Below are 16,397 nucleotides of genomic sequence, written 5' to 3' on the forward strand. Positions count from 1 at the left end.
GGCGCCATTACCCGTAGGACGAGACAGCCTGCCACGATGTGACATCGGCCGCCGGAAAATTTGTAAATCCAGCCTAGAAATCCAGCCGCCCGCGCAGCTCCCCGAACGGCACCATCACGTGCTCGCGATAGGCCGCGCGGGCCTGCAGGCGCTCGTACCAGGCTTGCACATGCACCATGGGCGGATGCGGGATATCCAGTTCGAAGTAGCGGTAGAGCGTGGTGCCGGCCGGAATGTCGGCCAGCCCCAGGGACTCGCCGCCTAGGTACGGGCGGTCCGCCAGCGCGAGGTCCAACTGCCGCAGGCAGGCATGCGTGGCCGCGATGGCGCGCTCGATGGCGGCCGCATCGCGTTGCGCCTCCGGCGTGCGGTAGAAGCCCCAGAACACGCCTGTCAAAAAGGCGGGCTGCAAGGCGGTCTGGGCCCAGTCCATCCAGCCATCGGCGCCAGCCCGCTGCGCGGGGTCGTCCGCCCAGAACCGGCCGGCGCCGTCGCGTGCAGCCAGATAGCGCAGGATGGCGTGGGACTCCCACACGACGGTGGCGCCGTCGCGCAGCAGCGGCACCTTGCCGTGCGGATTCATGGCGCGGAACTCGGCCGTGTCCAGCAGCCCGTGCTGGCCGCCGGCCAGCACATGTTCGTATTCCAGGCCCAGCTCTCCCGCCAGCCACAATACCTTCTGCACATTGAACGAACTGCGCCGTCCCCAGATGGTCAGCATGACGATAGTCCTCAGGCAGCGTGCACGATGCGCGGCTCGCAACGCACCGGGAAGTTGACCGAATTAGCGATGAAACAGAAATGATGCGCGCGCTCGTGCAGCTCGGCCGCCAGCGCCGCGTCGTCGCCGGCGCGGATGGTCACTTCGGGGCGCAAGGTGACGGCGCTGAAAGCGCCGCCGCGCTCGCGGTCCTCGACCATGACGCCTTCGGCCTCGTCGCGGTAGGCTTCCACCGTCACCCCTTCGACCGCGCAGAAGTGCAGGTACCAGAGCTTGTGGCAGGCGGACAGCGACGCCACCAGCATGTCCTCGGGATTCCAGCGCGCCGGATCGCCGCGGAAGGCCGGATCGGACGAGCCCGGCACGTCGGGCTTGCCCGCCGCGCGGATCAGGTGGTCGCGGGAGTAGGCAGCGTAGCTGGACGTGCCCGAGCCGGTGTTGCCGGTCCAGTCCACGGTGACGTTGTAACGGTGTTCGCCTTGCATCGGATTCGTCCTGTTCAACGGGAAAGGCCCAGGTGGGCGCGTCTGGAAAACAGCTTAGCGTAGCGCATGCGCGACTGCGCCAGCCCCGCGCGCTTTACATCCCGTTTCAGCACCGCCCCGTTACTATCCGTATCGTGACCGGTTTGCCAAACAGGAGCTCGCCATGATGAAAACCACCCTGACCTGCGCCCTGACGCTAGCCCTGCTCGCCGGCTGCGCGCCCTCCCGGCCCGGCGCCGGCGGTTCCGCGCCCGTCGACAGCCACACCTCGCGCGATTCCCTGGACTGGGCCGGCAGCTACGAAGGCACCCTGCCTTGCGCCGACTGCCCCGGCATCCGCACCCGCCTGACGCTGGAACAGGACGGCCGCTACGAACGACAGACCCAGTACCTGGACCGCCAGCCGCAGCCCGAGGTCGTCACGGGTTCGTTCAGCTGGGAGTCCGACGGCAGCACCATCCGCCTCGACGCGTCCGGCGACAGCCAGCGCTACTTCGTCGGCGAAAACCAGGTGACCATGCTGTACCGCGACGGCACCCGCCCCACCGGCCCGCTGGCCCCGCACTACGTCCTGCGCCGCGCGCAATAAGGCATCGCGCAACGCGCGCGCTTGCGGCTATGCTTGTGCCGCAACGTGCGCGCCGGCGCGCGGCCCCTACGCCCAAGGTAACCATGAAGACCGATCACGAGCTGCTTTCCGCCTTCGCCCCCACCGGCACGCTGCGCGCGTCCATCAACCTGGGCAACCCCATCCTGGCCCATGCCGACCCCGTCACCGGCCAGGCCGGCGGCGTATCGGTCGACCTGGCCACGGAACTGGCGCGACGCCTGGACGTCCAGCTGGAACTGGTGGTGTTCAAGTCGGCCGGCGAATCCGTCAATGCCGTGGCGGCCGAAGAGGCCGACGTGGGCTTCTTCGCCATCGATCCGTTGCGCGGCGCGCAGATCGCCTTCACCGCGCCCTACGTGGTCATCGAAGGCGCGTACCTGGTGCGCCAGGACTCGCCCATCGCCAGCATGGACGAAGTGGACCGCAAGGGCCTGCGCGTGGTGGTCGGCAAGGGCAGCGCCTACGACCTGTACCTGACGCGCGAACTGAAGCAGGCAGAGATCTTCCGCGCGCCGACCTCGCCCGCCGTGGTCGACACCTTCATGCGGGAAAACATGGAAGTCGCCGCGGGCGTGAAGCAGCAGCTTGAAGCCGACGCGCAGCGTCTGGGCGGCCTGCGCCTGCTGGACGGCCATTTCATGCTGATCCGCCAGGCCATGGGCGTGCCCAAGAGCCGCGGCGACAAGGCCAGCGCCTACCTGGCCGCCTTCGTCGAAGCCATGAAGAAATCGGGCTTCGTCGCCGAAGCGCTGGCCCGCCACAAGATCCAGGGCGCCGCGGTGGCGCCGCTGGAGCCCTGAGCCCGCTGCTCTCGCCCCGCAAGAACAAGGCCCCGCTCGAGCGGGGCCTTGTTTTATGCGCCGGCGGCGTATTCTCAGTGGCTGATCATCCAGGGCCTTGCGCCCGCGAACGATTTCGCCCCATCCGGCGTGGTGCGCGTCTTGCCGGCCGCCTTGCCGCCGGAACAGCATCCGCAGTTCATGCCATGGCCGGAGCGCGAACTGCGCGGCTCGTGCGCGCTGCGCTCATTGGCCGCGCGCGCCCGGTTCACCGCGGACGACAGCGCCGAGATCGCCGGCGCGCCGCCCACGATGCGGCCGCACATCGCGCCGCATTGCGGGCAGGCCGCCGGGTCGCGCCACTGGGCCAGGGGCACCAGCGCCGCGAACTCGCCGCAATCGCCGCAAGCATAGTCATACATGGGCATGGAATGGCTCCTAGCGGTCGCGCGACAGCGGCATGTCCACGCCGCCCTGGATGTGCTTGACGGGTCCGGACGCCGACGGCTGGATGTCGAAGTCGAAGATCTCCGTCGGCAGCCACAGCGTGGCGCAGGAGTTGGGAATGTCGACCACCCCGCTGATATGCCCCTGCACCGGCGCGCAGCCCAGCAACGAATACGCCTGGGCGCCCGAGTAGCCGAACTTCTTCAGGTATTCGATGGCGTTCAGGCAGGCTTGCCGGTACGCGACGTTCACGTCCAGGTAGTGCTGCTTGCCGGACTCATCCACCGAAATCCCTTCGAAGATCAGGAAGTCCTTGTAGGCCGGCGCGATCGGGCTGGGCTTGAAGATCGGGTTCTTGATCGCGTACTTCTCCATGCCGCCCTTGATCAGCGACACGCGCATGTGCACCCAGCCCGCCATCTCGATGGCGCCGCAGAACGTGATTTCGCCGTCGCCCTGCGAAAAATGCAGGTCGCCCACCGACAGGCCGCCGCCCTTCACGTAGATCGGGAAGAACACCCGCGCGCCGCGCGACAGGTCCTTGATGTCGCAGTTGCCGCCGTGTTCGCGCGGCGGCACCGTGCGCGCGCCCTCGCCCGCCGCCTTGTCGCGCGCCGCGCCCTGCATGGCGCCCATGTGCGCCGTCTTCGGCGCGGGCGGATTGGCCAGCGGCGGCACGCGGTTGGGATTGGTGTCGATCAGCGCCTGCTCGCGCCGGTTCCAGGTGTCCAGCAGCTTCTTGTCGGGCAGGCAGCCGATCAGCCCGGGATGGATCAGCCCGGCGAAGTTCACGCCCGGAATATGGCGCGACGAGGTGAACATGCCATGGAAATCCCAGATGGATTTCTGCGCATGCGGAAAATGCTCGGTCAGGAAGCCGCCGCCGTTATTGCGGCTGAAGAAGCCGTTGAACCCCCACAGGCTGTCCGGCTTGGCGCCGATGTCCAGCAGGTCCACCACCAGCAAGTCGCCGGGCTCGGCGCCTTCCACGCCCACCGGTCCCGAAAGAAAGTGCACCGTGGACAGGTCCACGTCGCGGACGTCGTCGGCGCTGTCATCGTTCTTGATCGCGCCGCCGGTCCAGTCATAGGTTTCCAGCACGAAGTCATCCCCCGGCTTGACCCACACGGCCATCGGGATATCCGGATGCCAGCGGTTGTGGATCTGCGCGTTCTCGTAGGGGGATTGGGCCAGGTCGACCTTGATGAGGGTGTCAGTCATTCTCTTTCATCTCCAACGTAACTTGTTGATAAAACAGAAATTTCTATCTCCGACTGTCTAACATGAATGCGCCAGGCGGCGCTCATGAGTCGTTGATATGTAAAGCACAGTAGGCGAGTTTGGGACCGGCGTAAACTGGGTTTCCGACCAGTAACCATGCGATAACGATTGGAGACGGGCCGGTGCCATGGAACGCTTCACGCGCCCAATGCAACCCTGGTACCACCACCTCATCCAGGAGCTATCGCGTACAACGCTTTTCAAACATTCAACACCAAACGCTACACAAGCAAGAAACATAACTCCGCCACACTAGTCGATTCGAAATCAGTGAGCGTATCTTGTTGGATGCCATGCCTACCGCCCCCTCCCTCAAACGTAGTACAGCGCAAAACTGTGCGATCTATCTGTCCGGCGGCATCGGCGACGGTGTGCTCGGCATGGTTTTTGCCCAAGCGCTGGCCGAACAAACCGGCGGCACTGTTTCATTGCTGATGACTCAAAGCGAGTCTTCGCAGGAGCTGTTTCGTGCCCAGCCCTATGTGGCGGAAGTCATCTCTCTGCGATCAGAGCACCGGTTGCGCGGTTGGGAACGAATCACACAGGTAAAACAGGTATTGACGGACGGGGGCTACGACAGTCTTTTCTTGTTTACCTTCCGCCCTCATATCGCCTTGGCGGCCAGCTTGGCGGGGATCCCGCAGCGCGCCGGCTTCTTGCGTATGCATCAACCGCATCTCGCGGCGCTGCTCACGCATCGCATATGGGTGCGCCGCAAGGGAACCCCGCACCCTGACATCTATACATGGCTGCCCTTGCTATACGCCAAGGCTGGATATCAGTATGAGCCACGCTATCCCTCGTTGTTCTGCAAGGACTCGGCGCACGGCAAGGCCATCCAGTTTTGCCAGGCGCAATCGCGGACGATCGGCTTCGGATTGAATGGTTCGATACCCTGCAAACGTTATAGCGGCAGGGCCTTTGCGGAGGTGGCGCGCATTTTGCATGCGCGGGATAGCGGGCTGCGCTTTGTGTTGGTGGGCGGCAGCGATGTCCAGGACATCGCAGAAGAGATTCGCGCCCTGCTACCCGAGTCCATTGCCTTGCTGGACGCGACGCGACAGGCCACGGACATATGCGATAGCCAGGCGCTAATCGCGTGCTGTTCGGTATTTGTTTCCAACGACAGCATGGGTATGCACATTGCAGCTGCCCATGGAATACCGACGATTGGATTGTTCGGAGCCACTCCTGCGTTGCGGTATGTGCCCTGGTTGCATGCACTTGAGGCCGCTGTCAAAGGCGACATGGCCACCATAACGCCGCAGACCGTGGCCGAGGCGGCCTGGAATCATTTGGAGGCAGCGGGTTCGCCTGGATCCACCGTTGCGGCGAGCTGATACTCCCGGCAGTTATGATGCTGCCCATTCAGCCGCATCACCAAGGTATCCCCGCATGGCCGCTTTTGACCGCCGTACTCTCGCCATCCTGCTCCTCTGCGCTGCCAGCGCCAGCGCGCCCGCCGCAGCGGACGATTGCGTTGCGCAGATCCAGGCCGAGCAGGCGCGCATCGACCGCGCGCAGGACGTGCAGCGCACGCGCGAGGCGTCCAACGACCTGCAATTGAATCGCGAACTGTGCCAGGGCCGCCTGGACCTGCTGGATGCCCGCTACGCCCTGGTCGACGACTTCGAGGCCTGCCGCCGCAAAGGCGTGGAGTTTCCGGCCAGGATGGCGCGCGGGCTGAGCGACGCGTCCGAGGAACTGGCCGACAAAAAGGCCGCATGGATCAGAACCTGCGGCCTGCACATGAAGGATTGAGCGGCCCGCCTGACAGCGGGCACGCGGCTCAGGCGGCCTGCTTCTCGGCGCTGTGCGGAAAGAAGATGGCCCGGCTCGGATCGAAGCCGTAGCGGTGCTCGAACTCAGTCGCGTCCGCGGCCAGCGCCAGCACCGAATCCAGGATGAAATCGGCCTTTTCGTCAGGCAGCAGCACGCTGAAGTTCAGGCGGATGAAACCCGGCTTTTCCATCTCGCGGCCATCCAGGATGGCCTGGCGCATCTGCTGCGACTCATCCGCGCCGATATCCAGCAGGCGATGCACATAGGGCCCTGCGCAAGCGCAGCCGCCGCGCGCCTGGATGCCGAAGCGGTCGCTCAGCATGCGCGTCACCAGTTGCTGGTGCACGAAACCGCCGCGGCCGTTGCGCACCCGGAACGAAAAGATCGGCAGGCGTGCCGCCGTCAGCGAACCCAGCAGCTCCAACTGCTCGGCGCCCTGCCATCTGGCCAGCGCGCGCTCCACGAAGTGTTGATTGCGCTGGCGCATGAACTCGGCGCCCAGGGCTTCCTTCACCAGCAGCACCAGCGCGGCGCGGATATCGCCCACCACATTGGGCGTGCCCGCTTCCTCGCGCGCTTCCAGGCTGCCGCTGTAGTCGTGGCCCGCGGGCGAAACAAAGCGCACCGTGCCGCCGCCGGGCCAGGTGGGCTTGGTGTCCAGCACCGCGTCGCGGCGCACGATCAGCACGCCAGACGCGCCCGGGCCGCCGATGAACTTGTGCGGCGAAAAAACAATCGCGTCGATCGCCGCATCGGCGGCGGGCGTCATCCGGATCGGCAGATAGGGCGCGCCGCCGGCATAGTCCCACAGCATCTTGGCGCCCGCGGCCTTGACGCGCCGGGTCACCGTCGCCACGTCCGCCACGATGCCCGTCACGTTCGAAGCCGCCGACAGCGCGCAGACGACCAGCGCGCCCTCCCCGGCTTGCAGCGCCGCGTCCAGCTGCGCCAGGTCGGGGCCGCCTTCCGGGCTTTCCGCCAGCTCGACGATTTCGGCGCCGCATTCGCGCCAAGGCAGGATGTTGGAATGGTGTTCGTAGGGGCCGATGATGACGCGCACCTTGCGGCCCGCGGCGATGGCCTCGCGCACGCCGAACAGATGCACCAGCCGGTTGATCCCCGCCGTCGCGCCCGACCCCGCAAAAATCACGGCGTGTTCGTCGCCCGCGCCGCAGCACCGCGCAATCGCCGCGCGCGCCTCGCGGCGCAGGCGGGTAATGAAGCCGCCGCAGTACGACGCCTCGGTATGCGAGTTGGCGTAATACGGCAGCACCTGCTCAAGAATGAAACGCTCGACCTGCATCAGCGCCCGGCCGGACGCCACGTAATCGGCGTACACCAGCGGCTTGACGCCGTAGGGACCTTCGACCTCCGCATCCTTGCCGATCAGCCCGTCAGCCAGCGCCGCGGCGACGTCTTCCGTCTTCAGGCTTTCTTGAAATTGCTGCAACGGCGTGATCTTGGCGGGAGTCGTTTGGGTAGGCGTATTCATGTCGGGGATGTTCCTGGGCACACCGAAATATCATACGATGGAAAGAAATTTGAAACCTCACCTAAATTTTGCCTAAAACCACATAAATTGGGTCATTTGATCTTTCAAATGGAAAAAATAGACAAATTTGATCTGAATATCATCTCCTGCCTGCAAAAGGACGGCGCGCTGTCGCAGCGCGAGCTGGCCGATCGCGTCGGCCTGTCGCAAAACGCCTGCTGGCGCCGGCTGCAGCGCCTGAATGCCTGCGGCATCATTCGCGGCACCCGGGCCGAGGTCAATCTGGTCGAACTGGGGCTGGACCTGACGGTATTCGTGATGATCCGCACCAGCCATCACGCCAAGGCCTGGGCCGACGGCTTTCGCCAGCACGTGGGACGCCTGCCCGAAGTGACCGAGTTCTACCGCATCGGCGGGGACTGGGACTACCTCATCAAGGTGGTCTGCCGCGGCATGGCCGGGTACGACCGCTTCTATCAGAAGCTGATCACGGATTTCGAGCTGTCGACGGTGACAGGGTTCTTCAGCATGGAGGCCATCATCGAGAACCGGCCGCCGGATCTAGGGGGATTGGAGGGGTAATGCCTGCGGGCATGGCGCATGGCGCATGATCCATGCCGACATGACAAACCCGTGACGCCAGGACGATCGGATTTGTAATTCCAATGACCGCGGATTGTCGGGCGGCGGCCTGCACACTGGCCCTGCCTATCCGCCAGAAGACATGGTTTCCGTGGCTTCCGGTCGATATGACGCATATCGATCTTCCCTGCTCACGGAGTCCCCCATGAAAAAGCTATACGCCGCGGCGGCCGCCACGGCACTGTCCGGCGCCGCCTATGCGCAGTCCTCTTCCGTCACGCTCTATGGCTTGATCGACACCGGCATTGGTTACGCCAACGTCGACGGCGCCTACACCGATCCCGCCACCGGCAGCCGCACCCGCGTCGACAGCAGCCGCATCGGATCCACCACCGGCACCACCGCGGGTTCGCGCTGGGGCCTGCGCGGCAAGGAAGACCTGGGCGACGGCCTGTATGCGCTCTTCCAGCTGGAGTCCGGCTACGACAGCCGCAACGGCAACTCGCTGCAAAGCGGCCGCCTGTTCGGCCGCGAAGCCACCGTGGGCCTGGGCAGCGCCGACTGGGGCGAAGTCCGCCTGGGCCGGCAATACAACGTCGCCGCGCGTTACTTCACCGGCATGTTCGGCTCGTCGTTCGGCGGCGGCTTCAATCAATTGAACACCGGCGCGGGCCTGGGCTTCAGCTCGGCCTACTTCGTGCGCTACGACAACCTGGTCGTCTATGAAACCCCGTCGATGGGCGGCTTCAAGGGCGCCGTCGGCTACGCCTTCAACGCCGACGACCGCCGCCTGGCCCAGACCGGTTTCGCCACCGCCGACAACACCCGCGCCATCACGGCCGGCCTGCGCTACGACAACGGTCCCGTCATGGGCTTTGCCACCTACGACCAGCTCAATGCCTCGAACAAGCTGAGCCCAAGCCAGACCGACGCCACGCCGCGCTCCTACATCGTCGGCGGCTCCTACGACTTCGAGGTCGTCAAGCTGGCCCTGGCCTACAACCGCACGACCGATGGCTGGTTCGCCGGCAAAGGCTTCCCCAATGGCGGCAGCATCGGCGGCTTCACCGGCACGCCGTCCTACGCCTTCGTCAAGGGCTTCCGCTCCAACGCCTACATGCTGGCGCTGGCCGCGCCGGTCGGCAAATCCGGCGGCGCGTTCGCATCGTGGCAGCGCGCCGATGCCAACAACAAGCTGCTCACGGGCGGCGATGCCACCAGCAACACCTACAGCCTGGGCTACAACTACAACCTGTCCAAGCGAACCGACCTGTATGCAGTGGCGTCCTACACCACCAACTGGGCGTTCCTGGACAACGTCAAGGCGACCGAAGTGAACATGGGCATCCGCCACCGGTTCTAGCGCACGCTTTCACAAGACGCTGCATGCAGGGAGTCCCTTGATCGCGCCCTCCTCCGCGAAGGGAAGGCCAGATGATCGCCGCGCGCCTTTCCGGCGCGCGCTTTTTTTGACGCCGCGCGGCTGCCGGCCGCGCATGAAGGCTTGTGCCGATCACAAAGGACCCGCCGCCAGCATATAGCTGCCGCCTCGTATTGTATGCAGCAGCTTGGGCCCCGGGCCTGCGTCCACTTTCTTGCGCAGCCTGCGCATCGCGACCGCAACCGCATGCGACTTGAAATTGCGCTTGTCGTGGATATGCAGCTTCATTTTCCAGACCTGCTCGGCCAGCTCCCATCCCACGCACACGACCCCGGGCCGCTGCATCAGAAAGGCCAGCAAACCGAATTCCTTGGGCGTGAGCGGCAGGAACTGCCGGTCGCGGTAGGCGCGGCAACGCAACAAGTCCAGCTCCAGATCGGCAAGCTGCAACCTGGGACTGGACTCGGGGGGATTGATCACGGAGGATTCAGCCACGCCGGGCGCTCCTGCCCCGCGGGCGGCTATCGCCGCGACGCGTTCTGGCGTTGCACTTCAGCCTGGTACTCCGGCCCCGAACGCAGGCGGAAGTACTCCGTAAATGCCGCCCTGTACTCCGGACTGTAGATGTCCGGCGTCTCTTCGCCACGCCAGAACCGGTCCACGCCCGCGCGCTTCCATAGCGCCAAATCGGCCAGCACTTCGGCGCGCGTCAACGACGGACCATAGGGGTTGGCCAAACCAGCGGGCGGCGGCGCGGACTGCGCCAGCGCCGTGCCGGTGGCGGCGGCCGACAGCGCCAGGATCAATGCGGCTTTGCGGATCATCTGCATGCTTGTTTCCTATGTATCGTGGAGGGGACTGCACGATCAAATTCTAGGAAGGCGATGCAGACAGAAAGCGGATAGCGGGATTACGTTTTTGAAATGGCGGACCGCGGACGCGTGGCCCGCGATGCCGCTACCAAGCCAGGCCCTGCTCAGCGAATCCCAGGCGCCGCGGCCTCAAGAACACATAGCAATGCTGGAATCCATCCGCCACGACGTGGCGCGCGCCCGTCGTCCCCGCGATACCGGGCTCGAATGTCTTGAAAACCTGAAACCCCTTGGCCTGCTCGACCACGAAACTCAGGCGCTCCGGTTTGTCGTTGTAGCCAAGCACCAGCATCCCATCGTCGGCCAGAACACGATGGCATTCAAACATCAGCTGATTGAATGCTTCTTCCGTATCCAGGCCGAAGCCGATCAGCCCATTGGCGAACACCACGTCAAAGCTATGGGGCGGATAGTAGGCAGACAGCTCAGTCGCGGAACCCACCACGTGCCTGTTGGGCTGACCGTACACGGCGTTGCGCGGATTCAGGTCTATCGAATAGAAATCCAGATCCAGCAGCCGGTCGTAGTGCCAGTTGTGCTTATCCAGCCCGATGAAAAGACATCTGGCCGCTGGAGCCGCGATGCCGCGCCGGAAATGCTCATTGACGTAGTCGAAGACCTCTTGCTCCATGAACATCCTGCTGGGCACGCGCAGCCGGAAATCGGCGCCCAACATTCTCAAAAGGCCCGGAGAAACCCGGAAAACAGCGCGCTTCAGCGCGTAAGTTATTTTTTTAATGAACCTCATGATCCCCAAGATCTCAAAAACCCGAAAAACGCCAGGCCTGCTACCGGCATTCCCGCCGGCCAGCCGTCGCGCTTTCAAATTTTATTTTTGGGAAAGATTCTTTATCCGGAGTTTTTCTGAATTGGTAATTACTTTTTCTTGTGACGCGGCCACAGAAAGACATAGCGATGCTGGAATCCAGCTCGCCATGGCGCGTGAGTTTCCAAAAAAAGTGTCCGACTACATTTTCAGCTGAAGAAAATTTCGTCGGACACTTTTTAGGCAGGCGATGCAGACAGAAAGCCAATAGCGGGATTACGTTTTCGAAATAGCGGGCGGCTCTGAGCGGCCGTCCCCAGCTATGCCGCCGCCAGGTCCATGCCCAGTTCACCCAGCCCCAGGCGCCGAGGCCGCAAGAACACATAGCGATGCTTGAACCCATCCGCTACGACGTGGCTCGCGCCCGTCATTCCCGCTATGCCGGGCTCAAACATCTTGAAGACTTGAAAACCCGCGGCCTGCTCAACCTTGAAACCCAGGCGGTCAGGCTTGTCGTTATAGCCCAGCACCAGCATCCCATCGCTGGTGAGGACACGATGGCATTCAAACATCAACTGATTGAATGCTTCCTCCGTATTGACGTGCCCCGGGCTAGCTCAGTCTGACACCTTATTTTTATTAATGTAGTCTGAGCTAGCCCGGGTTTTCCGGACACCCGAAGAAGTAGACAATACTTGAAGGAGGTGTCCCATGGATAAATCCAAACCCGAAGGCAAGCCGCTTGAAGCCAAACGCCAGTATCACAGTCGAGAGTTCAAGATCGAGGCGGTGAGACAACTGGAGGAAGGCAAGGTCAGCGGCACGCAACTATCGCTGATGCTGGGCGTGAAGCGGTCGATTATTTACCGATGGAAGAAAGAGCTGGCGACACACGGCCCAGACGTCTCATTTCCCGGTAAAGGCAAGGCTCGCACCGACGAGCAGACCGAGATTCAGCGCCTCAAGCGTCAGTTGGCCGAGGTCACCGAAGAGCGCGATATCTTAAAAAAAGCGGCAGCGTACTTTGCGCGGGAACTGCCGTGAGGTACGCCTTTGTGCAGGCTCATCAGCAGCAGTTCCGGGTCGCTCGGTTATGCCGGGCCTTGCACGTCAGCCGCAGCGGATATTACGACTGGCAACGTCGTGAACCCTCGGCAAGGCAGCAGGAGGACGTCAAGCTGCTCGCGGCCATCGAGCGGACCCATCAGACTTGCCGCCAAGCGTATGGCGCGGAGAAGACCTGGCGGGCGCTTAACGCCAGCGGCGTGGCGTGCGGCAAGCATCGCGTCGCAAGGCTGCGACGCCAAGCAGGCATCGAGGCGCTGCGCAAGCAGCGGTTCCGTCGGCTGGAGAAGCATTCGCTGCTGGGGCCAGCCCCGAACCATCTGCAACGTCAGTTCACCGTGCAATGCCCCAATAAAGTCTGGGTGGGCGACATCACGGTTATACCAACGCGGACTAGCTGGCTATATCTGGCCGTACTGCTGGATCTCTACTCGCGGTCGGTGATCGGCTGGAGCATGGCCGAGAAGGCTGATCGCAGGTTGTTGATCCATGCACTTCAAATGGCCCTAGCCCGGCGCCGTCCCGATCCCGGACTAATGCACCACAGCGATCGCGGTGCGCAGTACAGTTCGGCAGAGTACCGGGGCATGCTTAAGGACCACGGCATCATCATCAGCATGAGCGCCAAGGGGGATCCCTACGATAATGCCGTGGCAGAGAGCTTCTTCAGCAACTTAAAAAACGAATTAACGCATCACAAGATCTTCCACAGCAGGGAGCATGCGCGGCTGGCGATCTTTAACTACATTGAGGTCTTCTATAACCGCCAGCGAATCCACCAGGGGCTAGGTTATCGAACCCCTGCCCAGGTCGAGGCCTCCGTGCCTTAACCAAAATGTCCGAGAAATCCGGGTCAGCTCAGTCTGACACCTTATTTTCTTAAGGCAATCACCGTAGATAACGGAACGGAATTCACGTCTCGGGCGTTGGACGACTGGGCATACCGACGCGGCATCAAGCTCGATTACACGCGCCCAGGAAAGCCGACGGATAATGGGCTGATCGAATCGTTCAACGGTCGACTGCGTGATGAATTCCTTAACCTGCATGAATTCATCACGCTGCACGACCTGCAGCAAAAACTTCGGGCTTGGCAGGACGACTACAACCATCACCGTCCCCACGGCTCACTCGGTCATCTGACCCCGCGTGAGTACGTTCAAAAGTGGTCAGTGCAACCAAAAGAGGCAGCCATTCTCCAGTTTTGAACTGTCCAATTTGCGGGGGAAGGTCACTTTGTGAACGAACTCTACATCGATTTCGTACTAACCAGGGGGAGCAGGTCAACCAAATTTTCAATTGCTGAAAATGTAGTCTGACACCTTATTTCCCATATCATTAAATGAGAAAAAAACCATCCGGAAACAATCTTTTAAGCTCAATACGCCGCCGGGCGAACAACTCAAAATCTGCAGCAACGTCCTGGATATTCTCCGTAACTCTAACCAAATAACCATCACCCATCCTTTCAATAGGGAAGCCCCAATGAAGTATTCTCTCCATATCAACCTTCTCGGCAAATTCATTTCCATAAAACATGGCCCAACCGACGTTGGGCACGTCGGGTTTCAGAGCCGCATTGAACGAACCTATCTGAAAGCTCTCATTTACCTCATGCGGACCGAGTTCAGGCTCCGTGAAGTAGTGGAGCATACCAAGTTGAGGAGGAAAGATCTCACACCACACTTTGAATAACCGAAACCAATTAATCTTGTCACTGAATTTGGAATTTAGATGAACTCCACCAGGAACTATTTGATTTCGAAGATTTCTCATGGCGTGGGATATTGATCCGGTGCTTTTAAGGGACTTTCGTCTTTTCCAAGCAAAATTATCGAAAAGCTCGGATAGACTGCCATTAGCGCGAATGCATATTTTCTCTGCCCACATTTTTTCAGCGTGCGAATCGCCTTCAAACAACTCTGTCACCTTGTCAGCATTGTGTGAGACATATTCAGGAGCCAATAAATTCGAGTCAAAACTTAGAGATTCGAGCAGCTTTTTTCCAACATCCCACCCAGCAGTTTCAATTTTGGTTCTCAGCGAAATCTGGATATATGGCTTCATAGCGTCAGTATTTTGTCAATTCACTACTAGTGGGATTGTACCGGTAGATACCACCACCAGTTCCCGCGATGTCTTGCTGAAGGTTTTTCACAATAAAGGTGTCAGACTACATTTTCAGGTGCGAAAAATGTAGTCTGACACCTTATTTTTAAGATATCACGCTCTTCAATGACCTCGGCCAACTGACGCTTGAGGCGCTGAATCTCGCTCTGCTCGTCGGTGCGCGCCTTGCCTTTACCGGGAAATGAGGCGTCTGGGCCGTGCGTCGCCAGCTCCTTCTTCCACCGGTAGATAATCGAGCGCTTCAAGCCCAACATCAGCGATAGTTGCGTGCCGCTGACCTTGCCTTCCTCCAGTTGCCTCACCGCCTCGATCTTGAACTCTCGGATGTGACGCTGACGTTTGGCTTCGAGCGGCTTGTCTTCGGGTTTGGATTTATCCATGGGACACCTCCTTGAAAAAAGGTGTCAGACTACATTTTCAGGTTTGAAAAACGTAGTCTGACACCCTATTTTGAATCCGCCCTACCGCGCCAGTCGCTTTTTGACCTAATCAGCAGCTTTAAAAAAATGCTTATCTAGATCAGCAGAAGGGAATTGACCAGGTAGAACTTTTGACGAAATGTCCCTACCAAGAAGCCTTAAAAGAAACTCAACACAGCCACAATTGTAGATCTCTTCTTCCCCTTGGTCGGAGCTATGAATAGCAACTTTCCATGAATCTGGCTCTCCATCAACCAACCAAACAAAAGTTTCTCCATTATCTGTCACTGCCCAAGGAAGAAAAGAACCTTCCGCGGGATAGTCTGGCCTTGGATAGTCCGATAAAAACTCCTGCCGCATTACAGCGTACGCGCCTACAAAGCATTTACTTTTCTCATAATTCAAATTTGAATTTTCTGAAAAAGGATCTAGCACCCACACAAAATCGTCTATCGCCCCGCATCCATAAATTGAAATAAATTCTTTAAAATCATTGGGCAGTCGCAGGTTCTCCTCAGTTTCAAGATTCGCCCAAGCGGCCTTGTCAAAGGCTCGCGGAGAGGGTGGCGGGAGAAGGCTAATCAGCTTATTTATCATTCCTACTTCACCCCACTTAGGAAACCTCAGTGTCGGACTACAATTTTCGCTGGCCGCCCGCGCCGTCGGGTAACCACCTGCCGATGCAGGCCATGCTCCAAACCCGCACAATACTCTTCCGACCCAAGCGGGTTTCCTGACTGGGTCGACTGTCGAATGCGCTCAATTTCTTCAGTGGGCATCGCTGATTCCACGTAGCTGCGATAAACAGCTCGGCGCTCATCCTCCGAACACCCAAGCGCCAGATACAAGGGATGCAGTTCCAGCACTCCACCTTCGGCCATCCCCATACGACCTCTATAGCTCGACCATGGATAGTCTGCTGCGTGTGCTGCCATGTGCGCTCGCACCGGGTTAAGTTCGATATACCTGCAACATGCTAGCAAGTCAGAAAAAAGGTGTCAGACTTCATTTTCAGGTGTGAAAAATGTAGTCTGACACCTTATTTTAAGGCCCAGTTTCCCGGCAAGAGCCGGAGACGCGCGGAATATTGAAAATGTAGTCTGACACCTTTTTTCCATTCAGGTGTGAAAAATGTAGTCTGACACCTTTTTTCCAATCGTGGAATCCACTACTAGAATTGGATCCTCATATTTCTCCAGATTCTGGTCAACCCATGATTCGCCATCACGTAACAAATGGAATTTTACAATTGCACCGAATTCATCACTGGAGACTATAGCTTGAAGAACTCCTTCCTTGCGTTCCCGCCATTTCTTGAAAAGGTCATCCAAAAATATTATCGAATTAAGAACATAGGCTGAAGTGCAATAATCATCAATATGAATAGAATTGACAAAACACTCCCAACCAGTTTTATCTGGGAAGTTATCTCCACTCACATTTCTACGTTTAGTCGCTAGAGAGGCAAGAAATACACATTCATTTTCTATTGAAAATCCTGAACGAAGCATATCAAACAATTTCTCCGGGGTTTTCCCACCCTTCCAAACGGCACTCGCCAGCGTCTCTTTCATCTTGGCATTCA

21 protein-coding genes and 2 pseudogenes are annotated in these 16,397 nt (G+C 60.2%); 11 read left to right on the forward strand and 12 right to left on the reverse strand.

Annotation, left to right across the window (positions count from 1 at the left end; translation table 11 throughout):
* Positions 1–73: 73 nt before the first annotated feature.
* Together BRO63_RS19920 and BRO63_RS19925 are read right to left on the reverse strand one after the other, a co-directional pair.
* On the reverse strand, positions 74–721 hold the full coding sequence (locus BRO63_RS19920) for a glutathione S-transferase family protein (protein WP_088141455.1): 648 nt from the start codon (positions 719–721) through the stop codon (positions 74–76).
* A gap of 11 nt (positions 722–732) precedes the next feature.
* Complete coding sequence (locus BRO63_RS19925; protein WP_088141456.1) at positions 733–1,206, reverse strand: OsmC family protein; 474 nt, start codon at positions 1,204–1,206, stop codon at positions 733–735.
* A 163-nt stretch (positions 1,207–1,369) separates the two neighbouring features.
* Between BRO63_RS19925 and BRO63_RS19930 the strand changes: the two genes are divergently transcribed.
* Positions 1,370–1,795, forward strand: a complete 426-nt coding sequence (locus BRO63_RS19930) for a copper resistance protein NlpE (protein WP_088141457.1) — start codon at positions 1,370–1,372, stop codon at positions 1,793–1,795.
* Between the two features lie 83 nt (positions 1,796–1,878).
* On the forward strand, positions 1,879–2,616 hold the full coding sequence (locus BRO63_RS19935) for an ABC transporter substrate-binding protein (protein WP_088141458.1): 738 nt from the start codon (positions 1,879–1,881) through the stop codon (positions 2,614–2,616).
* 74 nt (positions 2,617–2,690) lie between these two features.
* Here BRO63_RS19935 and BRO63_RS19940 read toward each other — a convergent pair whose 3' ends face one another.
* Both BRO63_RS19940 and fmdA read right to left on the reverse strand, forming a co-directional pair.
* Positions 2,691–3,023, reverse strand: coding sequence for an FmdB family zinc ribbon protein (locus BRO63_RS19940; protein ID WP_088141459.1), 333 nt, complete (start codon positions 3,021–3,023; stop codon positions 2,691–2,693).
* Positions 3,024–3,033: 10 nt separating this feature from the next.
* Positions 3,034–4,263, reverse strand: a complete 1,230-nt coding sequence (gene fmdA, locus BRO63_RS19945) for a formamidase (protein ID WP_088141460.1) — start codon at positions 4,261–4,263, stop codon at positions 3,034–3,036.
* A 353-nt stretch (positions 4,264–4,616) separates the two neighbouring features.
* Between fmdA and BRO63_RS19950 the strand changes: the two genes are divergently transcribed.
* Both BRO63_RS19950 and BRO63_RS19955 read left to right on the forward strand, forming a co-directional pair.
* Positions 4,617–5,663, forward strand: a complete 1,047-nt coding sequence (locus BRO63_RS19950) for a glycosyltransferase family 9 protein (RefSeq protein WP_088141461.1) — start codon at positions 4,617–4,619, stop codon at positions 5,661–5,663.
* Positions 5,664–5,718: 55 nt separating this feature from the next.
* Positions 5,719–6,084, forward strand: coding sequence for a hypothetical protein (locus tag BRO63_RS19955; RefSeq protein ID WP_088141462.1), 366 nt, complete (start codon positions 5,719–5,721; stop codon positions 6,082–6,084).
* Between the two features lie 28 nt (positions 6,085–6,112).
* On the opposite strand, the gene BRO63_RS19960 is transcribed toward BRO63_RS19955, so the two are convergent.
* Entirely contained in the window at positions 6,113–7,597 is a 1,485-nt protein-coding gene (locus BRO63_RS19960; protein WP_088141463.1) for an aminotransferase class V-fold PLP-dependent enzyme, read from the reverse strand.
* A 108-nt stretch (positions 7,598–7,705) separates the two neighbouring features.
* Between BRO63_RS19960 and BRO63_RS19965 the strand changes: the two genes are divergently transcribed.
* Both BRO63_RS19965 and BRO63_RS19970 read left to right on the forward strand, forming a co-directional pair.
* On the forward strand, positions 7,706–8,179 hold the full coding sequence (locus tag BRO63_RS19965) for an Lrp/AsnC family transcriptional regulator (RefSeq protein WP_013394879.1): 474 nt from the start codon (positions 7,706–7,708) through the stop codon (positions 8,177–8,179).
* Positions 8,180–8,384: 205 nt separating this feature from the next.
* Complete coding sequence (locus tag BRO63_RS19970) at positions 8,385–9,542, forward strand: porin (RefSeq protein ID WP_088141464.1); 1,158 nt, start codon at positions 8,385–8,387, stop codon at positions 9,540–9,542.
* A 150-nt stretch (positions 9,543–9,692) separates the two neighbouring features.
* Here BRO63_RS19970 and BRO63_RS19975 read toward each other — a convergent pair whose 3' ends face one another.
* The 3 genes from BRO63_RS19975 to BRO63_RS19985 form a co-directional block, all read right to left on the reverse strand.
* The gene (locus BRO63_RS19975) at positions 9,693–10,055 is read right to left on the reverse strand and encodes a winged helix-turn-helix domain-containing protein (protein WP_088141465.1); all 363 of its coding nucleotides are present in this window, start codon (positions 10,053–10,055) and stop codon (positions 9,693–9,695) included.
* Between the two features lie 26 nt (positions 10,056–10,081).
* On the reverse strand, positions 10,082–10,390 hold the full coding sequence (locus BRO63_RS19980; RefSeq protein ID WP_088141466.1) for a DUF4148 domain-containing protein: 309 nt from the start codon (positions 10,388–10,390) through the stop codon (positions 10,082–10,084).
* 127 nt (positions 10,391–10,517) lie between these two features.
* Positions 10,518–11,180: a methyltransferase domain-containing protein gene (locus BRO63_RS19985; RefSeq protein WP_088141467.1), complete on the reverse strand. Its 663-nt coding sequence runs from the start codon at positions 11,178–11,180 to the stop codon at positions 10,518–10,520.
* Between BRO63_RS19985 and BRO63_RS34000 the strand changes: the two genes are divergently transcribed.
* From BRO63_RS34000 to BRO63_RS20005, 5 genes and pseudogenes are all read left to right on the forward strand, one after another.
* Positions 11,179–11,415, forward strand: coding sequence for a hypothetical protein (locus tag BRO63_RS34000; RefSeq protein WP_143219490.1), 237 nt, complete (start codon positions 11,179–11,181; stop codon positions 11,413–11,415). The two genes, BRO63_RS19985 and BRO63_RS34000, sit on opposite strands and share 2 nt — an antisense overlap.
* Positions 11,416–11,587: 172 nt before the next feature.
* Positions 11,588–11,824 carry a hypothetical protein gene (locus BRO63_RS34230; RefSeq protein ID WP_179215156.1) on the forward strand — a complete coding sequence of 79 codons (237 nt, stop codon included), beginning with the start codon at positions 11,588–11,590 and terminating at the stop codon, positions 11,822–11,824.
* An 85-nt stretch (positions 11,825–11,909) separates the two neighbouring features.
* Positions 11,910–12,242: a transposase gene (locus BRO63_RS19995; RefSeq protein WP_013394409.1), complete on the forward strand. Its 333-nt coding sequence runs from the start codon at positions 11,910–11,912 to the stop codon at positions 12,240–12,242.
* A pseudogene (locus BRO63_RS20000) lies at positions 12,233–13,093 on the forward strand (IS3 family transposase); the annotation flags it as partial. The gene BRO63_RS19995 and the pseudogene BRO63_RS20000, both read left to right, overlap by 10 nt.
* A gap of 51 nt (positions 13,094–13,144) precedes the next feature.
* Positions 13,145–13,471 (forward strand): annotated as a pseudogene (locus BRO63_RS20005) (integrase core domain-containing protein); the annotation flags it as partial.
* Positions 13,472–13,601: 130 nt separating this feature from the next.
* On the opposite strand, the gene BRO63_RS20010 reads toward BRO63_RS20005, so the two are convergent.
* From BRO63_RS20010 to BRO63_RS34005, 4 genes are all read right to left on the reverse strand, one after another.
* On the reverse strand, positions 13,602–14,330 hold the full coding sequence (locus BRO63_RS20010) for a hypothetical protein (RefSeq protein ID WP_088141470.1): 729 nt from the start codon (positions 14,328–14,330) through the stop codon (positions 13,602–13,604).
* Between the two features lie 101 nt (positions 14,331–14,431).
* Positions 14,432–14,773: a transposase gene (locus BRO63_RS20015; RefSeq protein WP_088141471.1), complete on the reverse strand. Its 342-nt coding sequence runs from the start codon at positions 14,771–14,773 to the stop codon at positions 14,432–14,434.
* A gap of 105 nt (positions 14,774–14,878) precedes the next feature.
* Complete coding sequence (locus BRO63_RS20020) at positions 14,879–15,409, reverse strand: SMI1/KNR4 family protein (protein WP_088141472.1); 531 nt, start codon at positions 15,407–15,409, stop codon at positions 14,879–14,881.
* 521 nt (positions 15,410–15,930) lie between these two features.
* Complete coding sequence (locus BRO63_RS34005; protein ID WP_143219491.1) at positions 15,931–16,386, reverse strand: hypothetical protein; 456 nt, start codon at positions 16,384–16,386, stop codon at positions 15,931–15,933.
* Positions 16,387–16,397 lie beyond the last annotated feature (11 nt).

This window comes from Achromobacter xylosoxidans (assembly GCF_002192695.1).
Classification (GTDB): domain Bacteria; phylum Pseudomonadota; class Gammaproteobacteria; order Burkholderiales; family Burkholderiaceae_B; genus Achromobacter; species Achromobacter xylosoxidans_C.